This window comes from Actinomadura sp. NEAU-AAG7 (assembly GCF_018603865.1).
Classification (GTDB): Bacteria; Actinomycetota; Actinomycetes; order Streptosporangiales; family Streptosporangiaceae; genus Spirillospora; species Spirillospora litoris.
In genome coordinates this window covers 403,263-424,062 of sequence record NZ_JAHFZY010000003.1, presented here as the reverse complement: position 1 = coordinate 424,062, position 20,800 = coordinate 403,263, and the positions used below count along the sequence as shown (strand labels likewise).

The following is a 20,800-nucleotide window of genomic DNA, read 5'->3' as shown; positions in this document are numbered from 1 at the left end:
TAGCCCGCCACAAATTCACGAAAATCACTCCCCGGAGTGTCCTGAATACCGAGTGTACACAACTTCGCCGGTGCGGGGCCCATCCCCGTGCCTTGCTGGGACTTTCGCATGATCGTGAAAATCCCCCCTTTCTGACCCCATTTGCGGCACCGAGTACCAGAATGCCATGGCGGCCAGGAGGCGGGCGGGAGCTCTGGACCATGATCCCGGCATCCGCGGGCCCGCTCCCACCGGTCCAGGCCCTGACGCGCGTGTGACGTCCCCCACACCCCGCCGGGAGGCTAGTGACGCTCGTCACGCCGGGCCGTTCCGCACGTCGGGGCGGCACCGGGCCTGCCATCCTCGTGACACGTCGCCCGCCAAGATCGTTACCGACCCTGGAGTCGCCGCCTCGTCCCGCTCCCCGCTCCCCCTCCCCGCAGGCGCCCGGCCGCGCGCGTGCGCCCGCCGCCGCGCGCCCTCCGGCCCGCCGATGGCGCGCGGAAACGATTCCACCGGAACCGGGGTGACAACTCCGAGTAACGATGCCCGCAAACCCCGGGCCCGGGTGAACGACTTCCGCCGTTCGGCGCGTACCGGATTGGGGAAGACCCCGGCGCCCGATTGGCATTGCGGAGAAACGACTAAGAACGATGCAGGACGCCCTAGTGCGGGCCGTAGTACAGCGGGCCCTAAACGTTGCCCGGAAAGCAAAACTCGCCATCCGGACACGCGAAGATCTTTCATGTCCGGGTGGCCGCGGCGGAGGACCGCAGAGGGCCGCGGAGGCCCCCGCGGAAGCCTCTGGGAGCCGCTAGGAGGCTCCGGCGGACGCGCGGCGCAGCGCGGCGGCGATGCCCTCCGCGGCGGCGCCCGGGTCGGGCGCTCCGGTGATGGGACGGCCGATGACCAGCAGGTCCGCCCCGGCGGCCAGGGCCTGCTCGGGGGTGGCGACGCGCGCCTGGTCCTGGACGTCGGCGCCCGCCGGGCGGACGCCGGGCGTGATCAGCGTGACCCCCGCGCCGACCTCGGCGCGGACGGCGGCGGCCTCCTGCGGGGAGCACACGAGCGCCCGCGCGCCCGCCTCGACGGCCAGGGCGGCCAGCCGGCGGACGGCGTCGGGCGCGGGCCCCTCCAGCCCGATCGCGGCCAGGTCGGCCTCCCCCAGGGACGTCAGCACGGTCACCGCCGCGATGGCCGTGTCGGGGGCCGCCTCGACCGCCGCGCGGACCATGGCGGGGCCCCCGGCGGCGTGCACGGTGAGGTACGACGGCCGGAGCCGGGCGACCGCGCGGGCGGCGCCCCGGACGGTCGCCGGGATGTCGTGCAGCTTGAGGTCGAGGAACACCTGGACGCCGCTCGCGCCCCGGACGGCGGCGACCACGTCCGGCCCGTACCGCAGGTACAGCTCCAGGCCGACCTTGACCGTGGTGACGTACGGCGTGACCAGCGCGGCCCAGCGCGCCGCCGTGTCCAGGTCGGGGGCGTCCAGGGCGACGGCGATCGGCGCGGGGGTGATGGGCGGGGTCACTGCGGCTCCTTCTCGGGCTCCTGGGGGCGCACCTGGGGCGGGACGTATCCGGCGGGCTTGTGCGCGAGGCCCACGGCGTCGGCGAGCCGCCCGAGGCGGCGGGCGCCGAGCGCCTCGTCCAGCTCGCGCAGGACGCGGGGCCCGGCGGCGGGGTCGTGGAACAGCGCGGTGCCGACGGCGACGGCGCTCGCCCCGGCGAGGATGAACTCCAGCGCGTCCAGGCCGGAGGCGACGCCGCCGACGCCGATGATCGGCGTGCTGGGCAGCGCGGCGTGCACCTGGTAGACGCAGCGGACGGCGACGGGGCGGATCGCGGGCCCCGACAGCCCGCCCGACACGCCGGTGAGCGCGGGCCGCAGCGTGCCGGTGTCGATCGCCATGCCCTCCATCGCGTTGATCAGCGTCAGCCCGTCGGCGCCCGCGTCGACGCAGGCGAGCGCGATCGTGACGATGTCGGTGACGTCGGGCGCGAGCTTGGCGAACACCGGCAGGCCGGGCCGGGCGTAGGCGCGGACGGCGCGCACGACCGACGCGGCGGCCGTCGGGTGCCAGCCGAACATGCGGCCCCGGTCCTCGACGTTCGGGCAGGCGACGTTGACCTCGATCGCGGCGACGCCGGGCACGTTGCGGAGGCGGCTGGCGATGTCGCCGTACTCCTCGACGCTGTTGCCCGCGACGGACACGATCGTGCGGACGCCCTGCTCGATCAGCCAGGGCAGGTCGCGCTCCAGGAACGTCTCGACGCCGGGGCTCGGCAGGCCGGTGGCGGTGAGCAGGCCGCTCGGCGTCTCGGCGACGCGCGGGGTGGGGCGCCCGGCGCGCGCCTGCGGCATCACCGAGGTGGTGACGAACGCCCCGAGGCGGGCCAGGTCGGAGAACTGGGCCAGCTCGCGTCCCGTCCCGCCGCACCCGGAGGCCGTCAGGACGGGATTGGGGAGCTCCAGCGGCCCGAGGGTGGTCCTGAGCCGGTCGCTCACTGGGAGCCCCCCTCGGAGACGCTGAGGACGCGCGGCGCCCCCAGCGCGTCGAACGGGATGGTGCCGAGGTCGCCCCAGCGGACGCGGTCGCCGCGCAGCACGGGCCCGTCGGCGCAGGCGCGCACCATGCGGGTCACGCCGTCGTCGCCGTGGACGGGCAGCATGCACGTCATGCACACGCCGATGCCGCACGCGCCCGTCCGCTGGAGGAACTCCTCGACCGACACCTGGGAGGGGAGCCCGAAGTCGCCCGCGACCTGGGTCACGGCGCGCAGCAGGCCGGTGGGCCCGCAGCCGTAGACGACGTCGGCGCCGGTCTCCTGGAGGACGCGGGGCAGCACGTCGCGGACGGTGCCCTTCTCCCCCATCGAGCCGTCCTCGGTGGTGATGGTGGCCGAGTCGCCGATGCGCTGCGCCATCCGCGACCCGAACACCGCCTTGGCGGACGGCCCGCCGAGCACGAAGTGGACCTTGCAGCCGCGCCGCAGCAGCGTGTCGGCGAGCGCGAACACCGCCGCGCCGCCCGGCCCGCCCGCGGCGAGCAGGCAGGTGACCGGGTCGCGCGGGAGCCGGAACGGGCGGCCGAGCGGCCCGAGGAGGTCGAGCTGGTCGCGGGAGCGGCGCCCGGCGAGCCAGCCGGTGCCGGGCTCGGTGTCGGCGAAGACCAGCTCGACGGTGCCGCCGTAGTCGGACTTCACCTCGTGCACCCCGAAGCAGCGGCGGACGAGCCGGGCGGAGTACTCACCGCCGACGGCGACCGCCACGAACTGGCCGGGCCGGAACCGCTCGGCGATCGCCGGGGCCACCAGCGTGACCGCGTGGTAGTCCTGCACCTGGCGGACCGTCAGGACCGTCGCCGACGTCTGCACCGGTGTGTCGGACACACCTCTCCCTCCTCGTCCCTCCCCGGACCGCGCCCTTACCGCGTCCCGGTGCGCCCGTGGGCGCCGCTGAGGCGCTCGGCGTGCTCCTGGAGGGAGCGGACGCCGACCTGGCCCCCGGCGACCGCCTCGATGCCCTGGACGGCCGCCGCGAGCCCCTGGACGGTCGTCACGCAGGGTACGCCCCGCAGCACGGCCGCGGTGCGGATCTCGTAGCCGTCGAGTCGCGGCCCGGACTGCCCGGGGCCGCCGAAGGGCGTGTTGACGATGAGGTCGACCTCGCCGTCCAGGATGCGCCGCACGATGGTGGGCTCGCCGCCGGGGCCGGGCCCCTCGCCGTGCTTGCGCACGATCTTGGCACGCACGCCGTTGCGGCGCAGGACCTCCGCGGTCCCCTCCGTGGCAAGAATCTCAAAGCCCAGGTCAGCGAGCCGCTTCACGGGGAAGACCATGTGCCGTTTGTCGCGGTTGGCGACCGACACGAACGCGCGCCCCTTGGTGGGCAGCGAGCCGTAGGCGGCCTGCTGCGACTTGGCGTAGGCGGTGCCGAACACCTCGTCGATCCCCATGACCTCGCCGGTGGAGCGCATCTCCGGGCCGAGGACGGTGTCGACGCCCTGCCCCTGCTCGTTGCGGAACCGGTCGAAGGGCAGCACGGCCTCCTTCACCGCGATCGGCGCGTCCAGCGGCAGCGAGCCGCCGTCGCCGGCCTCGGGCAGCAGGCCCTCCGCGCGCAGCTCGGCGATGGTGGCGCCCATCATCACGCGGGCGGCGGCCTTGGCGAGCGGCACGGCCGTCGCCTTGGAGACGAACGGCACGGTCCGGGACGCGCGCGGGTTGGCCTCCAGCACGTACAGGACGCCCGCCGACAGCGCGTACTGGACGTTCATCAGCCCCAGCACCCCGACGCCCTTGGCCAGCTCCTCCGTGGACGCGCGGATGCGGCGGATGTCGTCGTGCCCCAGCGTGATGGGCGGGAGCGCGCACGCGGAGTCGCCGGAGTGGATCCCGGCCTCCTCGATGTGCTCCATGACCCCGCCCAGGTACAGCTCCTCGCCGTCGTAGAGGGCGTCCACGTCGATCTCGATCGCCTCGTCCAGGAAGCGGTCGACCAGGACGGGGTGCTCAGGGCTCGCCTCCGTCGCGCGGGCCATGTACGACTCCAGCGTGACGTCGTCGTAGACGATCTCCATGCCGCGTCCGCCCAGCACGTACGAGGGGCGCACCAGGACGGGGTAGCCGATCTCGGCGGCGATCTCGCGGGCCTCGGCGTAGGACGAGGCGGTGCCGTGCTTGGGCGCGAGCAGCCCGGCCCGGTGCAGGACGCGCCCGAACGCGCCGCGCTCCTCGGCGAGGTGGATGCTCTCCGGCGAGGTGCCCACGATCGGCACGCCCGCGTCCTTGAGCTTCTGCGCGAGGCCCAGCGGCGTCTGCCCGCCGAGCTGGACGATGACGCCCGCGACCTCGCCCGAGCACTGCTCGGCGTACACGACCTCCAGGACGTCCTCCAGCGTGAGCGGCTCGAAGTAGAGCCGGTCGGAGGTGTCGTAGTCGGTCGAGACGGTCTCGGGGTTGCAGTTGACCATGACGGTCTCGTAGCCCGCCTCGGCGAGCGTGAACGAGGCGTGGACGCAGGAGTAGTCGAACTCCACGCCCTGCCCGATCCGGTTGGGCCCGCTGCCGAGGATGATCACCTTGGGCCTGGCGCCCGGGGGGACCTCGGTCTCCTCGTCGTAGGCCGAGTAGAGGTACGGGGTCCGCGCGGCGAACTCGGCGGCGCAGGTGTCGACGGTCAGGTACACCGGGCGGACGCCGAGCGCGTGCCGCAGCTCCCGCACGACCTCCTCCGAGAGGTTCCGCAGCTCGCCGATCTGCGCGTCGGAGAACCCGTGCCGCTTGGCGCGCAGCAGCTTGTCCCTGGTGAGCGCGTCGTCGGCGGTGCGGATCTCCTCGGCGGTCTCGTTGATCGCGGCGATCTGGTCGAGGAACCAGGGGTCGATGCCGGTCGCCTCGAACAGGTCCTGGACGCTCGCCCCGGCCCACAGCGCCCGCTGGACGTCGCGCAGCCGCCCGTCGTGCGGCCGGCTCGCGGACTCCACCAGCGCGGCGGCGTCGAGCCCGTCCGGGCCCGTCGCCCAGCTGAACGAGGAGCCCTTCTGCTCCAGCGACCGCAGCGCCTTCTGGAGCGCCTCGGTGAAGCAGCGCCCGATCGCCATGGCCTCCCCCACCGACTTCATGTGCGTGGTGAGCGTGCCGTCGGCGCCGGGGAACTTCTCGAACGCGAACCGGGGGACCTTGACCACGACGTAGTCGAGCGTGGGCTCGAACGAGGCGGGGGTCTCGCGGGTGATGTCGTTCGGGATCTCGTCCAGCGTGTACCCGATCGCGAGCTTGGCCGCGATCTTGGCGATCGGGAACCCGGTCGCCTTGGAGGCCAGCGCCGACGAGCGCGACACGCGCGGGTTCATCTCGATGACGATCATCCGGCCGGTGCCCGGGTTCACGGCGAACTGGATGTTGCAGCCGCCGGTGTCGACGCCGACCTCGCGGATCACCGCGATCGCGACGTCGCGCATGTTCTGGTACTCGCGGTCGGTCAGCGTCAGCGCGGGCGCGACCGTGATCGAGTCGCCGGTGTGCACGCCCATCGGGTCGAGGTTCTCGATCGAGCAGACGATCACCACGTTGTCGTGGCGGTCGCGCATGACCTCCAGCTCGTACTCCTTCCAGCCGAGGATCGACTCCTCCAGGAGCACCTCGCTGGTCGGGGACGCGTCGAGCCCGGCCCCGGCGATGCGGCGCAGGTCGTTCTCGTCGTGGGCGAACCCGGACCCGGCGCCGCCCATCGTGAACGAGGGGCGCACCACGACCGGGTAGCCGAGCTCGGCGGCGGCGGCCAGGCACTCCTCCATCGTGTGGCAGATCAGCGACCGGGCGGACTCGGCGTTCAGGCCGCGCTCGCGCGCGACCTTCGCGACGACCTCCTTGAACCGCTCGCGGTTCTCCCCGGCCTGGATCGCGTCCACGTCGGCGCCGATCAGCTCGACCCCGTACCGCTCCAGCACGCCGCTCTCGTACAGCGCGATCGCGGTGTTCAGGGCCGTCTGGCCGCCGAGCGTGGGCAGCAGCGCGTCCGGCCGCTCCTTCGCGATGATCTTCTCGACGACCTCGGGCGTGATCGGCTCGACGTAGGTGGCGTCGGCGAACTCGGGGTCGGTCATGATCGTGGCGGGGTTGCTGTTGACCAGCGTGACCCGCAGGCCCTCGGCCTTCAGCACCCGGCACGCCTGCGTGCCGGAGTAGTCGAACTCGCACGCCTGGCCGATCACGATCGGCCCGGAGCCGATCACCAGGACGGACGTCAGGTCTTCGCGGCGCGGCATTACCTCGACCCCTCCATGATCTCGCAGAAACGGTCGAAGAGCCCGGAGGCGTCGTGCGGGCCCGCCGCGGCCTCCGGGTGGTACTGGACGCTGAACGCGGGCCGCTCCAGGAGCCGCAGCCCCTCCACGCACCCGTCGTTGAGGTTCACGTGGCTGACCTCGGCGCGCCCGTAGGGGGTGTCGAACGGGCCGTCGGTCGGCGCGTCCACGGCGAACCCGTGGTTGTGGGCGGAGACGTCGACCCGTCCGGTCGCCTTGTCCTGGACGGGCTGGTTGATGCCCCGGTGCCCGAAGCGGAGCTTGTAGGTGCCGAGGCCGAGCGCGCGCCCGAAGATCTGGTTGCCGAAGCAGATGCCGAAGAACGGCCTGCCCGCGTCGAGGACGCCGCGCAGCGCGTCCACCGCGTACCCGGCGGCGGCCGGGTCGCCGGGGCCGTTGGAGAAGAACACCCCGTCGGGGGCGAGCGCGAGGATCTCCTCGGCGGTGCTGGAGGCCGGGAGGACGTGCACCTCGCACCCCCGCTCGGACATCCGGTACGGCGTCATCGCCTTGATGCCGAGGTCCACGGCCGCGACCGTGAAGCGCTTCTCACCCTGGGCCGCGACGACGTAGCGCTCGGCCGTCGAGACGTCGCGGGCGAGGTCGGCGCCGACCATCGGCGGCGCCTGCCGGACCCGCTCGACGAGGGCGTCCTCGCCCGGGGCGAGCGCCTCGCCGCCGCTGAAGATCGCGGCGCGCATCGCGCCCCGGTCGCGCAGGTGGCGGGTCAGCGCGCGGGTGCCGGGGATCGCGATCCCCACCACGCCCTGGTCGCGCAGCGCCGACCCGAGCGAGCCGGTGGCCCGCCAGTTCGAGGCCACGCGCGCGGGCTCGCGCACCACGTACCCGGCGACCTGGATGCGGCCGGACTCCGGGTCCTCGGCGTTGACGCCGGTGTTGCCGATGTGGGGGGAGGTCATCGCGACGATCTGCCGCGCGTAGGACGGGTCGGTCAGGGTCTCCTGGTAGCCGGTCATGCCGGTGTTGAAGACCATCTCGCCGAAGGTCTCGCCCTCGGCCCCGTAGGCCGTCCCCCGGAACACCCTGCCGTCTTCCAGAACCAGCAGAGCAGGGGTCATTGGAGCTTCCCTTCCAGGACGGTCGGCGTGCCGCGCAGGAACGTCGCGACGACCCGTCCGGGCAGCGCCAGCCCCGCGAACGGGGTGTTGCGGCTCTTGGAGGTCATCTCCGACGCGTCCACCGCGCGGCGCGGCGACGGGTCGTACAGCGTGATGTTGGCGGGCGATCCCGCCTCCAGCGGACGGCCCTGTCCGGAGAGGCGGCCGATGCGGGCGGGGCTCAGCGACATCCGCTCGGCGACCCCGGCCCAGTCGAGCAGCCCGGTCCCGACCATGGCCTCCTGGACGACGGGCAGCGCCGTCTCCAGGCCGATCATGCCCATCGCCGCCACGGCCCACTCGGTCTCCTTCGCCTCGACCGGGTGCGGGGCGTGGTCGGTGGCGACGCAGTCGATCGTCCCGTCGGCGAGCGCGGCGCGCAGCGCGGCGACGTCCTCGGCGGTGCGCAGCGGCGGGTTGACCTTGAAGATCGGGTCGTAGGTGCCGGCGCGGGTGTCGTCCAGCAGCAGGTGGTGCGGGGTGACCTCGGCGGTCACCGGGCAGCCCTTGCTCTTGGCCCAGCGGATGATCTCCACGGACCCGGCCGTGGAGACGTGGCAGACGTGCAGCCGCGACCCGACGTGCTGGGCGAGCAGCACGTCCCTGGCGATGATCGCCTCCTCGGCCACGGCGGGCCAGCCGCGCAGCCCGAGCGCGGCCGACATCTCGCCCTCGTTCATCTGCGCGCCCTCGGTGAGCCGGGGCTCCTGCGCGTGCTGGGCGACGACGCCGCCGAACGCCTTCACGTACTCCAGCGCCCGCCGCATGATCACCGCGTCGGACACGCAGTGCCCGTCGTCGGAGAACACCCGGACCCGCGCCGCCGAGTCGGCCATCGCGCCGAGTTCGGCGAGCTGCTCGCCCGCGATGCCGCGCGTCACGGCCCCGACGGGCTGGACATCGCAGTACCCGGCCTCGCGGCCGAGCCGCCACACCTGCTCGACCACGCCCGCCGTGTCGGCGACCGGGTCGGTGTTGGCCATCGCGTGGACGGAGGTGAACCCGCCCATCGCGGCGGCCTTCGTGCCGGACTCGACGGTCTCGGCGTCCTCGCGCCCCGGCTCGCGCAGGTGGGTGTGCAGGTCGACGAGCCCGGGCAGCGCGACCAGGCCGTCGGCGTCGACCGCCTGCGCGCCGCCGGCGTCGAGCCCGGTGCCGATCTCGGCGATCTGCCCGTTCCGGACGAGGATGTCGGCGGGCGCGCCGCCCAGGATGCGCGCGCCCCTGATCAGGTGGTTCATTCGGTGACCTCCGTGCCGATGGCGGGCTCGGAGCCTCCGAGCAGCAGGTAGAGCACGGCCATGCGGGCGCTGACGCCGTTGGCGACCTGCTCGACGATCGTGGACCGGACCGAGTCGGCGACCTCGGCGGCGATCTCCACGCCGCGGTTCATCGGCCCCGGGTGCATGACGATGGCGTGCTCGGGGAGCGCGGCCATGCGCTCGCCGTCCAGCCCGTACCGGCGGCTGTACTCGCGCACGGTCGGGAAGTAGGCGGCGTTCATCCGCTCCTGCTGGACGCGCAGCATCATGATGACGTCGCTCTTGGGCAGCACCGCGTCGAGGTCGTAGGACACCTGGCAGGGCCAGGTGTTGATCGCGACCGGCAGCAGCGTGGGCGGCGCGACCACGGTCACGTCGGCGCCGAGCGTCCCGAGCAGCAGCACGTTGGAGCGTGCCACCCGGCTGTGCAGGACGTCGCCGACGATCGTGACCCGGCGCCCCTCCAGGTCGCCGAGCCGCTTGCGCATCGTGAACGCGTCCAGCAGCGCCTGGGTGGGGTGCTCGTGGGTGCCGTCCCCGGCGTTGACCACGCTGCCCTGGACCCAGCCCGCGAGCCGGTGCGGCGCGCCCGAGGCGCCGTGCCGGACGACGACGCCGTCGGCGCCCATCGCCTCCAGCGTCAGCGCGGTGTCCTTCAGGCTCTCGCCCTTGGACACGCTCGACCCCTTCGCCGAGAAGTTGATCACATCGGCGGACAGCCGCTTGGCGGCCGCCTCGAAGGAGATCCGGGTGCGGGTGGAGTCCTCGAAGAACAGGTTGACGACCGTCCGGCCGCGCAGCGTCGGCAGCTTCTTGATCGAGCGGCCCGCGACCTTCTCCAGCTCCTCGGCCGTGTCGAGGACGAGCAGCGCGTCCTCGCGCGTCAGGTCGGCCGCCGAGATCAGATGGCGCTTCACCGGTCACCCCCCGCCGGACCGAGCAGCACCGCGTCGCGTCCGTCGTTCTCGCCCAGCAGGACCCGCACGGTCTCCCGCATCGAGGTGGGCAGGTTCTTGCCGACGTAGTCCGCGCGGATCGGCAGCTGGCGGTGCCCGCGGTCGACCAGCACCGCGAGCTGGACGGCGCGGGGCCGCCCGAGGTCGTTGAGGGCGTCGAGCGCGGCGCGCACCGTCCGGCCGGAGAACAGCACGTCGTCGACGAGGACGACCACGCGGTCGTCGACGCCGTCCTGGGGGACCTCCGTGCGGCCCAGAGCGCGCGCGGGACGCATCCGGAGATCGTCCCGGTACATCGTCACGTCCAGGGACCCCCAGGGCACCGGGCGGCCCTCCACGTCCCCGAGGAGGCCCGCCAGCCGCTCGGCCAGCGTCACCCCGCGGGTCTGGATGCCGAGGAGCAGGACGTCGTGCCCGCCCTTGGTGCGTTCGAGGATCTCGTGCGCGATGCGGGTCAGCGCGCGCCGGATGTCCGGTCCCTCCAGAACGGCCTTGGGCCGGGGGTCACCGTCCGCCACGCGCGCCGCCGCCGGCTCGTCCGGCCGGGAGGCAGCATTCACCACCGAAACCTCCTTTCCCGCCTCACAGGACGGGGCTTAAAGGACGCCTTGTCCCCCACACCGTAGCAGCCGGTACCCACGGGTCCGCATCGGACCGGTCCACGTCTTGCCTGGTGAGAGGGGTCACACTCGAACGCGCGCGGAGCGGCCCGCGGCCCCGGCGCGGCGCCCGCGGGGCCGGGCCCGCCGGGCTTCCGGCCGATCCGGACGACCCCCAGCGAGACCTACTGATTCGACCGCTTTTTTCCAATCAGCTTGACCTGAGGCCGTCCCCGTTTTACCGTCACTGTCCGTAACCATCCCCGGAGGTGGATTCCCGGAGCGATCAGCGCGCCGGGTTCCCCGCCTCCGCCCCGGCGTCCCGCCGGGGGCAAACGACGACGAAAGTGAGCCTGGGGGGCCGACAATGCCGTCTGAATACGCTAAGGCTCTCGGCGCGCGCCTGCGCGCCATCCGCACACAGCAGGGCCTGTCCCTGCACGGTGTGGAGGAGAAGTCCCGCGGCCGCTGGAAGGCCGTCGTCGTGGGTTCGTACGAGCGGGGCGACCGCGCCGTCACCGTTCAGAAGCTGGCCGAGCTCGCCGATTTCTACGGCGTGCCGGTTTCCGAGTTGCTGCCCGGCGGAGCCGCGCCGAGCCCGCTCGGGCCTACACCCAAGCTCGTGATCGACCTCGAGCGGTTGCAGCAGCTTCCGAAAGACAAGGCCGGTCCTCTCGCCCGCTACGCCGCGACGATCCAGAGCCAGCGGGGCGACTACAACGGAAAGGTTTTGTCCATCCGCCAGGAAGACCTGCGTTCACTCGCGGTCATCTACGACAAGTCCCCGAACGAGCTCACGGAAGAGCTCATCACGTGGGGCGTCCTCGACCCGGAGGCGCGGCGCGCCGTCGAGTCGTTCTAACCCCTAGCACCACCTAATTCTGGCACCACCGAAACGGGGGCCCGGCCGACGCCGGGCCCCCGTTCCGCGTCCCGGCCCGAATTCCGTTGCGGCGGGCGCCGGCGCCCGCCCGCATGCGGGCCGACGCCGGCCGGACGCGGCGCAGGGCGCGAAACGGGTGCCCGCCGCGGGAGGCGTCCCGGCTCTGAGGGGGCGCGTCGAAGCTCTGAGGGGGCGCGTCGAAGACCGGGGCCGTGCTCCAGCGGCGGCCCCGGTCTTCGGGCGCGGCCGTCCCCTGGGGAGGTCTACGGGACGGCCCGGGAGTGGTCCAGGGGGTCGGCGGGGTCGGTCGGCGGGCCCGTCAGCGAGGTCGGCTCGCCTCGGAGCCCGTCGGCGGGGTCAGCTCGCCTCGGGGATCGGCAAGGTGGGCTGGCTGGTCACGCCGAGGGTGTCCTCGACGAGGGTGACGAAGACCTCGGCGTCGTGCAGCAGCTCCTCGGCCTCGCGCGGCGTCACCGCGCGCGGCAGGCCCGCCTCGGCGGCGGCGCGCTTGTCGGCGCCGGCGGCGAAGAACGCGGCCCACTCGCGCAGCGCGGGCTCGGCCTCGGGCAGCAGCACCCAGACGCTGCGGGGGCGCCCCCGCCGGTGGGTCTCCAGCGGTTCCTTGGACGCCAGCACCGCGGCGGCGGCGCGCAGCGCGGCCAGGTGGGCGCAGACGTAGCGGACGGCGGGCGAGGTGGCCTCGGCCGCCTCGGCGAGGCCCATGCGGGCGGCGTGGAGCTGGCCGACCGCCGTGTGCGCCGGACGCGGCGCGGGCTTCGGCCGCGAGCGCGGGCCCGGCGGGCCGAACTGCGCGGCGGAATGAACTCCGCGGGCGGTCGTCGTTTCGGACATGACTGCCTCCTTCCGGGGCTCGGGCCGGCCGGGCGGAGAGCTTCCCCTCACTCCGCCCGGCCGTCCGTCCCGCCCGGGGGCATCGCGCTGCCGCCGGGCGGGGACGTCGCCCTGGCGCGGGCCGCGAGTCCCGCGCCACGTCGAACATAAGTTCGACGCACTCACAGTAAAGCGTTCCCGGGGCGATTCGTCAACGTGTTCGAACGGGTGGCGCTTCCCACAGGTCAGCGGGTTACACGAACCACCTGACCACCCGTCATCCCAGGCGTCGGACGTGCACGGCCACACCCGTCCCGACCAGGCTCGGGAAGTACTCCGCGATGTGCATGGGCAGCCGGACGCAGCCGTGCGAGGCCGGGTACCGGGGCACGTCGAGGGCCCCGTGGAAGGCGATGCCGCCGTTGAAGTAGACGGGGTTGTAGAGCCGTCCGAGGGGCGAGACCTCCCAGCCCTTGGCGCGGCGGCCCGTCCGGAAGTCGCCGGTGCCCGTCGTGGCGTAGCGGCAGCGGGCGACGGTGGCGCCCCGGTCCTTGGCGCAGTAGTACTCCCCCGAGCCGGACGACACGTGCGTGATGAGCCGGGGCCTGCCGTCCCTGTAGAGGACGAGGTACTGGCGGCGCAGGTCCACGTCGACCCGGTCGGCCTCGTGGCGCCTGGCCATCGGGCGGGGCTCACGGGGGCGGTCCAGCGCCTTCCAGAAGGGCGCGCCCAGCGTCCCGGACTGCTTGAGCCGGTTGACGGCCTGGAACGCCCACACGGCGAGCTGGGTGGACGTCCCGTACTCCCCGTCCACCACGCCCGGGTCGTAGTGCAGGCCCTTCAGGCGGCGCTGGAGCTCCCGGACGTCGGCCCCCTCCGCTCCGGGCCTGAGTTTGCGGTCCCCGGCCCGGAGCGGGGGCGCTGGCCTGGACGGCGACGGCTTGGGCGTGGCCCTGGCCCTCGGCTTGCGGACGGGCTCCCGCTTGGGCTTGTGCTTGGGCCGGTCAGCCGACGGCTTGTGGGGCTGCGAGGAGCGCCCCGCGTCGGCGGGGGCCGCCTCGCCCGCCGTCTTGCACCCCGCCAGCAGGACGATCGGGATCAGCAACGCCGCGCTTTTCCGCATGCCCATGGTCTCCTCCGCCTCACCGCTGACCTTAAAGTGCTTCCCATGCACGCAAATGCCGAACGTGTCGCACGGGCCCTGGAGGCGCAAGGGGCGACGGGGAAGATCGTGGAGCTGCCCGACTCGGCCCGGACGGCGCAGGCCGCCGCCGACCAGCTCGGATGCGAGGTCGGCGCGATCGCCAACAGCCTGGTGTTCGACGCCGACGGGGCGCCGCTGCTGGTGCTGACCAGCGGCGCGCACCGGGTCGACACGGCGCGGGTCGCGGCGCTGGTGGGCGCGGAGGCGGTGCGCCGGGCGACGCCGGAGTTCGTCCGGGACGCGACGGGCCAGCCCATCGGGGGTGTCGCCCCGCTGGGCCACCCCGCGCCGATCCGCACGCTCGTGGACGTCTGGCTGGACAAGTACGACGAGGTCTGGGCGGCCGGCGGGCACCCGCACACCGTGTTCCCCACCTCGTACGAGGAACTGCTGAAAATCACCGGGGGCACCCCGGCGGAGGTGGGCTGAGATGGGCGACGACGCGCAGGGTGACGCGCGGGGTACGGAACTGTGGCACAACCCGCGCTGCTCCAAGAGCCGCGCCGCGAAGGCCGCGCTGGACGAGGCGGGCGTCCCCTACACCGAGCGCCGCTACCTCGACGAGCCGCCCACGGCGGCGGAGCTGGACGCGGCGCTGACCAGGATCGGCGCCGAGCCCTGGGACGTCGCGCGGCTCAACGAGCCCGTCGCCAAGGAGCTCGGCCTGCGGTCCCTGGAGCACGACCGGGCGCGCTGGATCGAGATCATGGTGGCGAACCCGGTGCTGATCCAGCGGCCGATCGTCCTGACCCGGGCGGTGGCGGTGGTGGCGCGCGACGGGGAATCGCTGCGCCGGGCCCTCGACAGCCGGTGACCCTGATGTGATTCTGGTGGCCAGGATGTGATCCTGGGGGACCGAGCAACGACGATCGGTGACCAACCGGAGGGGCGATGACCGCGCAGATGCGCTCCGGCCCGGCGGCGCGCGACCCGGAGTTCCGGGGGATCGACCCGCCCGCGCTCGACCGGGTGATCCGCCAGCTCCAGGACGCGCAGAACGCGATCCAGGGCTGGCTGAACGGGCACCGCCCCCCGCCGGGGGTGCCCGCGACCGGGTACCGGCAGGCCGACCAGGTCGCGCTGTGGGCCGCCGACCAGCTCGGCATGCTGACCCGCCGCTACAACTACGCGATCACGCACCCGGACGGCGGCGGCGTCGACGTCCCGCCCGTCCGCGCGCCGAGCCCGAAGCCGAGCCCCGGCGGGAACCCGGGCGCGGGCGGCGGCGTGCAGCCCGGCAGGCCGGGCGCGACCGCGCCGCGCACGCCCTCGCCCGGCACGCCGGGTACGCCGGGGCGGCGCCATCCGGTGCGCCCGCCGAGGCACACCGCGCCGCCGACCTCGCGGGGCGCGGGCGACCTCGGCAACTTCCCGACCCGGCAGGCGGCGGCGCGGGCCGCGCGGGCCGACGCGCTGGCCGTGGCCGCCGCCGTCCGCGACGGCGACCCCGTGCCGGACGGCGTGTGGAAGCACCTGCGGGCCAACGCCGACGACCCCGACTACACCGAGGCGCTGTACGAGCGGCTCGGCCCCGCCTCCGCGGCGGCCCTGGTGAAGGCCGCCCACGGCGACGCGGCGCGGCTGGAGGCCCTGCGGCAGTCGCTCGGCACCTCCAGCCACCACCTGGCGATGGACGCGGCGTGGCTGCGCGCGTTCCTCGCCGAGGCCGACCGGGAGGGCGTGCGGCCGGTCGCCGTCCAGGTGCTCACCGGCGCCGATCTGAGCCCCCGGGCCCGCGACGCGCTCGCCGGGCTGCACCAGAAGGCGGGTGGCTGAGCGTGTCCTCCCCCTCGTCCGCCCCGCCGCCCCCCGGGAGCCTGCCGCCGCCGATCGAGGCCGCGGCGGCGGTGGGCCTGCCGCCGACCGAGCGCCCGAACCCCGAGTACGGGCAGCTGTACCAGGCGTACGCGGACGCCTACGGCAGCATCGACCGGCTCCGGCGGGCGCTCGACGCCTCCGCCCGCACGCTCGGCTCGACCGACGCCTGGCTCGGCCCGGAGGCGCGCCAGTGGGGCGGGCAGCTCGACGCCAACCGGAACGCGCTGCGCAAGGCGGCCGACCGCATCCTGTGGGACATCTACGACCGGCTCAACGCGACCCAGCGCACCATCGCCAAGCTCTGATCCCCCTCCCCCCCGGGCCGCCTCCGTCACCGCGCCCGCGGCCGCGCCGGATCACCGTTCCCGGAGCGGGTGGGCGGGCGGGACGTCTACTCTCTGTCTGGTGAGGGACGTCCGGTGAGGGATCCGAAGCTGCGCGAGATCGACGAGCGCGCCTTCCTGCGCCGGCTCGGCCCGATGCTGGAGGTGTACGCCGCGACGATGGCGCCGCCCGCCGAGCAGCTCCCCGGCCGCCACACGATCATGGAGCGGCACGCGGCCTACCCCGGGTTCCGCGCGTTCGTCGCGGAGCGGCGCGGGCCGCTGCCCGGCCTGGCCGGGCCGGTGCAGGGGTTCGCCTACGGGTTCCACGGCTCGCGCGGGCAGTGGTGGCACGACATCGTCCACCAGGCGCTCGCCGCGCGGGAGGGGCCCGAGCACGCGGACGCCTGGATGGACGACCCGTTCGAGGTGGCGGAGCTGCACGTCCACCCGGCGGCGCAGGGCAAGGGCCTCGGCCGGGGGCTGCTGACCGCGCTGTGCGAGGGCAGGCCGGAGCGGACGGTGGTGCTGTCCACGCTGGACCTGCGGTCCGCCACCCCGGCCCAACGCCTCTACCGGTCGGTGGGGATGGTCGACCTGCTGACGGGGTTCGAGTTCCCCGGCGGCGGGCCGCTCTACGCGGTCATGGGCGGGACACTGCCCCTGGCGCCGTACCCGTCGGCCTCCAGCAGCCCGTAGACCTCGCGGGTCGCCGTCGACTTGTTGAAGGTGATGAAGTGGATGCCGGGCACGCCCTGGTCGAGCAGGTCGCGGCACAGCTGCGCCGCGTGCTCGATGCCGAGGCGCCGGACGGCCTCCGGGTCGTCGGCGACGGCCTCGAACCGGGCGCGCACGTCCGCGGGGAAGGGCGCCCCCGAGAGCTGCTCGGACCGGTCGATCGTGCTGATCTGGGTGACCGGCATGATGCCCGGGATGATCGGCACGTCGCAGCCCGCGGCGTCGACGCGGTCGCGCAGGCGCAGGAAGTCGTCCGCGCGGAAGAACATCTGGGTGATCGCGTAGTCGGCGCCGGCGCGGCACTTGGCGACGAAGTGCCGGGTGTCGCTCTCGATGTCGGGCGAGCGCGGGTGCTTGTAGGGGAACGCGGCGACGCCGACGCTGAAGTCGCCGTAGGAGCGGATCATCCGGACGAGGTCGGCGGCGTACTCGACGCCGTCGGGGTGCTTGACCCACTCCCCCATCGGGTCGCCGGGCGGGTCGCCGCGCACGGCGAGGATGTTGCGCACGCCGACCGCCGCGAACCGGCCGATGAGCTGGCGCAGCTCCGCCTGCGAGTGGTCGACGGCGGTGAAGTGCGCGACGGGCGTGAGCGTGGTGTCGGTCGCGATCCGCTCGACGATGTCGACGGTCTTGTCGCGGGTGCCGCCGCCCGCGCCGTAGGTCACCGAGACGAACGACGGGTGGAGGGGCTCCAGCTCGCGGATCGTCCGCCACAGGTTCCGCGCGCCCTTCTCGGTCTTGGGCGGGAAGAACTCGAAGGAGAAGGACCTGCCCGAGGCCAGGAGTTCTCGGACGGTCGGGGGCCGGTCTGGGCGCAGGCGTCGCATCACCCCAGAGTACAGAAGCGGCCTTGAGCCGAAGGTGAACGGCGGACGGGCCCGGGTGGAGTGATCCCTCCCACCTCGCGCCATCCGGTATGCACCTTAAATAGCTAGAACTGGGCATTTATCCCGTTATGACGTACGAGCGGCCACCGACTCCTGGATACGATCTCGGCATGTCATCGAGCCCCATCCGCAAGGAGGTCGACGGGGCGCTGCTGGCCTTCGTCGCCCGGCAGCGTCCGAACCTGCTGGCGATCAGCGACGAGCTGGCCCCGCTGATGGCCGCGCTGGACGCGCTGCTCGCGGAGGGCAAGCGGCTGCGGCCGGCGTTCTGCTACTGGGGCTGGCGCGCGGCGGGCGCCGTGGAGGAGGACCTCGACGGGCCGCCCGGCGAGCGGCTGCACGAGGGGATCGTCAACGCGGCGGCGTCGCTGGAGCTGCTCCAGGCGAGCGCGCTGATCCACGACGACGTGATGGACTCCAGCGACACCCGCCGCGGGCAGCCCTCGATGCACCGCAGGTTCGAGGCGCTGCACCGCGCGCAGGGCTGGCCGGGCCCCGCGCGGGCGTTCGGCGAGGGCACCGCGATCCTGCTCGGCGACCTGTGCCTCGCCTGGTCGGGCGAGATGTTCGAGACGTGCGGGCTGGACGAGGAGCGCCGCCGCCGGGGCCGCGCCGTCTACGACCTGATGCGCACCGAGGTCATGTGCGGCCAGTACCTGGACATGCTGGAGGGCACCCGGGGCGAGGCCGCCGTCGACACGGCGCTGCGCGTGGTGGAGTTCAAGAGCGCCAAGTACACGATCGAGCGGCCGCTGCACCTCGGCGCCGCGCTCGCCGGGGGCGCCCCGGAGGTGTCGGCCGCCCTCACCGGCTACGGCGTCCCGCTCGGCATCGCCTTCCAGCTCCGCGACGACGTGCTCGGCGTGTTCGGCGACCCGGCCGAGACCGGCAAGCCCGCGGGCGACGACCTGCGCGAGGGCAAGCGCACCGTCCTGGTCGCGCTGACCCTCGAACGCGCCACGCCCGCGCAGGCGGCGGCGCTCCAGCGGCGCCTCGGCGACCCCGGCCTCGACCGGCCGGGCGTGGACGAGCTGCGCCAGATCATCACCGACACCGGGGGGCTCGCGGCCTGCGAGGCGATGATCGCCCGCTACACCGGCGACGCCGAGCGCGTACTGGCGGCCGCGCCCGTCCCGGAGGAGGCCCGCGCCGCGCTGAACGCCCTCGCCGTCGCCGCGACCGCGCGCCGCACCTGACCGCGCGGCGCGCTCCGGGGACCCGAAGATCGGGGTTCCCCTGCCGACTCCCGTGATGACGCGGTACAAATGAGGAAATCTTCGTCCGTCCCCGCCGAGTCGGAGTCCGCCGTGCCGCACGACACCTCCCGCGGGAGGGCGAACCCCCATCACCCGCGTCCCGCCGCCCGATCCGCCGGCGGCGCCCCGCCGCGCGCCGGTCAGCCGCGCGGCGGCAAGCCCCGCGCCGCGGAGCCGCACCCCCGCGCGGCCAGGCCCGCGCGGCCCCGGCACCCCGGTTCGCCGCTCTGGGCGGGCGACCCGGGCTCCCTCGGCGGCTACACGCTGCTCGGGCGGCTCGGCGAGGGCGGCCAGGGCGTCGTCTACCTCGGCGAGGACGGGGACGGCGCGCTCGTCACCGTCAAGCTGCTGCGCGGCGGCGTCGCGGCCGGGCAGCGCGCCCGGGGCCGCTTCGTCAAGGAGGCGGACGCGGCGCGCCGGGTCGAGGGCCGCCACACCGCCCGCGTGCTGGACGCCGACGTCACCGGCGACCGCCCCTACATCGTCAGCGAGTACGTCGAGGGGCCCTCGCTCCAGCAGGTCGTCGAGGACCGGGGCCCGCTGCCCGCGCCCCGGCTCCACAAGATCGCCCTGCGCACGGCGGGCGCGCTCGCCGCGATCCACCGCGCCGAGATCGTGCACCGCGACTTCAAGCCCGGCAACGTCCTGCTCGGCCCGGACGGCGCCAAGGTGATCGACTTCGGGATCGCGCGCACCGCCGACGCGACCCCGGTGACCACGGGCCCGGTCGGCACCCCCGCCTACATGGCGCCCGAGCAGATCGAGGACGAGCCGGTCGGCTCGCCCGCGGACGTGTTCGCCTGGGGCGCGACGCTGGTGTTCGCCGCGACCGGGCGCCCGCCGTTCGGCACCGGGCCGAGCGCCGCCGTCATGCGGCGCGTGACCTCCCGGCCGCCGGACCTCGGCGAGCTGGAGGGCCCGCTGCGCGAGCTGACGGCGCGCTGCCTGGACAAGAACCCCGCCGCGCGGCCGACCGCGCGGCAGCTCGTCCGCGCGCTGCGGGACGGGCAGGCGCCCGCGGCCAAGCCGCGCCCCAAGCGCATCCCCCGCTACCGGTGGCGGATGATGGTCGCGCTCGCGGTCGTGGTCACCGCCGGCTTCGCGCTCGGCGTGCTGTTCTAGGTCACCAGTGCGGCGGCCGCTCCTCCAGCAGGCGGTCGTCGTCGCTCACGCCGCCGCGCCACTCGCCCCACCCGGTGTCGGTGTCGTCGGACGTCTGGTCGGGCAGCACGTCCAGGTCGTCGTCGTCCAGGTGCACGAGCCTGTCGTCGTCGGGTCCCATGATCCCATTGTCGGTCATCCGGGCCGCTGCCCCGGCCGCGCGCGGGCGAACGGCACCCGACGAGCGGGCATCGGCCGGGTGGGCGCCAAGCGGACGGAACCTGAACGGAAGGCGGTCAGGCGGGCGGGAGGCGGTCGGCGAACGCGGCGGCGGCCGCGCCCGGGTCGTCCGCCTCGGTGATCGCCCGAACGACCACGACGCGGCGCGCCCCCGCCGCGAGGACCTCGTCGAGGTTGCCGAGGTCGATGCCGCCGATCGCGAACCACGGACGGCTCCCGCGCCGCCCGGCGACCCGCTCCAGAAGCTCGGGGCCGGGCGCGGCGCGCCCCGGCTTGGTGGGCGTGGGCCAGACCGGCCCCGCGCAGAAGTAGTCGACGCCCGCCTGCGCCGCCGCCGCGCCCGCCTGCCCGTCCGAGTGCGTCGAGCGGCCGATCAGGACGTCCTCGCCGATGATCGCGCGGGCGGCCGGCACGGGCAGGTCGTCCTGCCCGAGGTGCAGGACGTCGGCCCCGGCGGCGCGCGCGACGTCCGCCCGGTCGTTCACCGCCATCAGCGCGCCGTGCCGGTCGCACGCGGCGCGGAACACCTCCAGGTACTCCAGCTCCTGCCGGGCCTCCAGGCCCTTCTGGCGGAGCTGGACGAGGTCGACGCCGCCCGCGAGCACCGCGTCCAGGAACTCGGGCAGGTCGCCCTGCCGCTCCCGCGCGTCCGTGCAGAGGTAGAGGCGGGCGCGGGAGAGCCGGGCGCGGAGCGCGACGCCCTGCTCGGTGGGCATGTGCGCGGAGACGGTGCTGGCCACGGTGTCGGACGGTTCCTTCCGGAGACGGATCGCGGGGGCACGCGGCGGCGC

Annotated in this window: 21 protein-coding genes; 8 read left to right on the top strand and 13 right to left on the bottom strand. The window is 74.4% G+C overall.

The features are described 5' to 3' along the window. Positions 1-793 precede the first annotated feature (793 nt). From pyrF to pyrR, 8 genes are read right to left on the bottom strand one after another with little or no spacing between them, the layout of a single operon-like run. Positions 794-1,498, bottom strand: a complete 705-nt coding sequence (gene pyrF, locus KLI87_RS16555) for an orotidine-5'-phosphate decarboxylase (RefSeq protein ID WP_214618093.1) — start codon at positions 1,496-1,498, stop codon at positions 794-796. An 8-nt stretch (positions 1,499-1,506) separates the two neighbouring features. Further along, on the bottom strand, positions 1,507-2,487 hold the full coding sequence (locus KLI87_RS16550; protein WP_214617766.1) for a dihydroorotate dehydrogenase: 981 nt from the start codon (positions 2,485-2,487) through the stop codon (positions 1,507-1,509). Further along, positions 2,484-3,371 carry a dihydroorotate dehydrogenase electron transfer subunit gene (locus KLI87_RS16545; protein ID WP_214617765.1) on the bottom strand — a complete coding sequence of 296 codons (888 nt, stop codon included), beginning with the start codon at positions 3,369-3,371 and terminating at the stop codon, positions 2,484-2,486. Before KLI87_RS16545 ends, KLI87_RS16550 begins: the two co-directional genes overlap by 4 nt. 35 nt (positions 3,372-3,406) lie before the next feature. Continuing rightward, the gene (gene carB, locus KLI87_RS16540; protein WP_156220997.1) at positions 3,407-6,751 is read right to left on the bottom strand and encodes a carbamoyl-phosphate synthase large subunit; all 3,345 of its coding nucleotides are present in this window, start codon (positions 6,749-6,751) and stop codon (positions 3,407-3,409) included. Further along, a complete protein-coding gene (carA, locus tag KLI87_RS16535; protein ID WP_214617764.1) occupies positions 6,751-7,869 on the bottom strand; it encodes a glutamine-hydrolyzing carbamoyl-phosphate synthase small subunit in 1,119 nt (372 codons plus the stop codon). Before carA ends, carB begins: the two co-directional genes overlap by 1 nt. Beyond that, the gene (locus tag KLI87_RS16530; RefSeq protein WP_214617763.1) at positions 7,866-9,149 is read right to left on the bottom strand and encodes a dihydroorotase; all 1,284 of its coding nucleotides are present in this window, start codon (positions 9,147-9,149) and stop codon (positions 7,866-7,868) included. The genes carA and KLI87_RS16530 overlap by 4 nt, the downstream gene beginning before the upstream one ends. Beyond that, positions 9,146-10,087: an aspartate carbamoyltransferase catalytic subunit gene (locus tag KLI87_RS16525; RefSeq protein ID WP_214617762.1), complete on the bottom strand. Its 942-nt coding sequence runs from the start codon at positions 10,085-10,087 to the stop codon at positions 9,146-9,148. The genes KLI87_RS16530 and KLI87_RS16525 overlap by 4 nt, the downstream gene beginning before the upstream one ends. Beyond that, on the bottom strand, positions 10,084-10,644 hold the full coding sequence (gene pyrR, locus KLI87_RS16520) for a bifunctional pyr operon transcriptional regulator/uracil phosphoribosyltransferase PyrR (RefSeq protein ID WP_242892297.1): 561 nt from the start codon (positions 10,642-10,644) through the stop codon (positions 10,084-10,086). The genes KLI87_RS16525 and pyrR overlap by 4 nt, the downstream gene beginning before the upstream one ends. Before the next feature lie 448 nt (positions 10,645-11,092). Here pyrR and KLI87_RS16515 point away from each other — a divergent pair, with 448 nt between their 5' ends. Then, a complete protein-coding gene (locus KLI87_RS16515) occupies positions 11,093-11,587 on the top strand; it encodes a transcriptional regulator (RefSeq protein WP_067463081.1) in 495 nt (164 codons plus the stop codon). A gap of 378 nt (positions 11,588-11,965) precedes the next feature. Here KLI87_RS16515 and KLI87_RS16510 read toward each other — a convergent pair whose 3' ends face one another. Further along, positions 11,966-12,460: an SAV_6107 family HEPN domain-containing protein gene (locus KLI87_RS16510; RefSeq protein WP_156221000.1), complete on the bottom strand. Its 495-nt coding sequence runs from the start codon at positions 12,458-12,460 to the stop codon at positions 11,966-11,968. 256 nt (positions 12,461-12,716) lie between these two features. Then, positions 12,717-13,562, bottom strand: coding sequence for a L,D-transpeptidase family protein (locus KLI87_RS16505; RefSeq protein WP_214617761.1), 846 nt, complete (start codon positions 13,560-13,562; stop codon positions 12,717-12,719). 45 nt (positions 13,563-13,607) lie between these two features. Between KLI87_RS16505 and KLI87_RS16500 the strand changes: the two genes are divergently transcribed. From KLI87_RS16500 to KLI87_RS16480, 5 genes are all read left to right on the top strand, one after another. After that, a complete protein-coding gene (locus KLI87_RS16500) occupies positions 13,608-14,072 on the top strand; it encodes a YbaK/EbsC family protein (RefSeq protein WP_156221002.1) in 465 nt (154 codons plus the stop codon). Between the two features lies 1 nt (position 14,073). Continuing rightward, complete coding sequence (locus KLI87_RS16495) at positions 14,074-14,457, top strand: ArsC/Spx/MgsR family protein (RefSeq protein WP_156221003.1); 384 nt, start codon at positions 14,074-14,076, stop codon at positions 14,455-14,457. 77 nt (positions 14,458-14,534) lie between these two features. Next, positions 14,535-15,419 (top strand): hypothetical protein, encoded by an 885-nt coding sequence (locus KLI87_RS16490; RefSeq protein WP_214617760.1) that lies wholly within the window; start codon positions 14,535-14,537, stop codon positions 15,417-15,419. Between the two features lie 2 nt (positions 15,420-15,421). Next, a complete protein-coding gene (locus tag KLI87_RS16485; RefSeq protein ID WP_214617759.1) occupies positions 15,422-15,766 on the top strand; it encodes a hypothetical protein in 345 nt (114 codons plus the stop codon). A 114-nt stretch (positions 15,767-15,880) separates the two neighbouring features. Next, the gene (locus tag KLI87_RS16480; RefSeq protein WP_214617758.1) at positions 15,881-16,483 is read left to right on the top strand and encodes a GNAT family N-acetyltransferase; all 603 of its coding nucleotides are present in this window, start codon (positions 15,881-15,883) and stop codon (positions 16,481-16,483) included. Here the strand turns inward: KLI87_RS16480 and metF are convergent. Next, positions 16,420-17,352, bottom strand: a complete 933-nt coding sequence (gene metF / locus KLI87_RS16475) for a methylenetetrahydrofolate reductase [NAD(P)H] (RefSeq protein WP_156221005.1) — start codon at positions 17,350-17,352, stop codon at positions 16,420-16,422. The two genes, KLI87_RS16480 and metF, sit on opposite strands and share 64 nt — an antisense overlap. A gap of 170 nt (positions 17,353-17,522) precedes the next feature. Between metF and KLI87_RS16470 the strand changes: the two genes are divergently transcribed. Continuing rightward, positions 17,523-18,608, top strand: a complete 1,086-nt coding sequence (locus tag KLI87_RS16470) for a polyprenyl synthetase family protein (protein ID WP_173390990.1) — start codon at positions 17,523-17,525, stop codon at positions 18,606-18,608. A gap of 69 nt (positions 18,609-18,677) precedes the next feature. Next, positions 18,678-19,790 carry a serine/threonine-protein kinase gene (locus tag KLI87_RS16465; protein WP_214617757.1) on the top strand — a complete coding sequence of 371 codons (1,113 nt, stop codon included), beginning with the start codon at positions 18,678-18,680 and terminating at the stop codon, positions 19,788-19,790. Position 19,791: 1 nt separating this feature from the next. Here the strand turns inward: KLI87_RS16465 and KLI87_RS16460 are convergent, their stop codons facing one another. Both KLI87_RS16460 and thiE read right to left on the bottom strand, forming a co-directional pair. Beyond that, complete coding sequence (locus KLI87_RS16460; protein ID WP_173390987.1) at positions 19,792-19,950, bottom strand: hypothetical protein; 159 nt, start codon at positions 19,948-19,950, stop codon at positions 19,792-19,794. A 115-nt stretch (positions 19,951-20,065) separates the two neighbouring features. After that, the gene (gene thiE / locus KLI87_RS16455) at positions 20,066-20,725 is read right to left on the bottom strand and encodes a thiamine phosphate synthase (RefSeq protein WP_214618091.1); all 660 of its coding nucleotides are present in this window, start codon (positions 20,723-20,725) and stop codon (positions 20,066-20,068) included. Positions 20,726-20,800 lie beyond the last annotated feature (75 nt).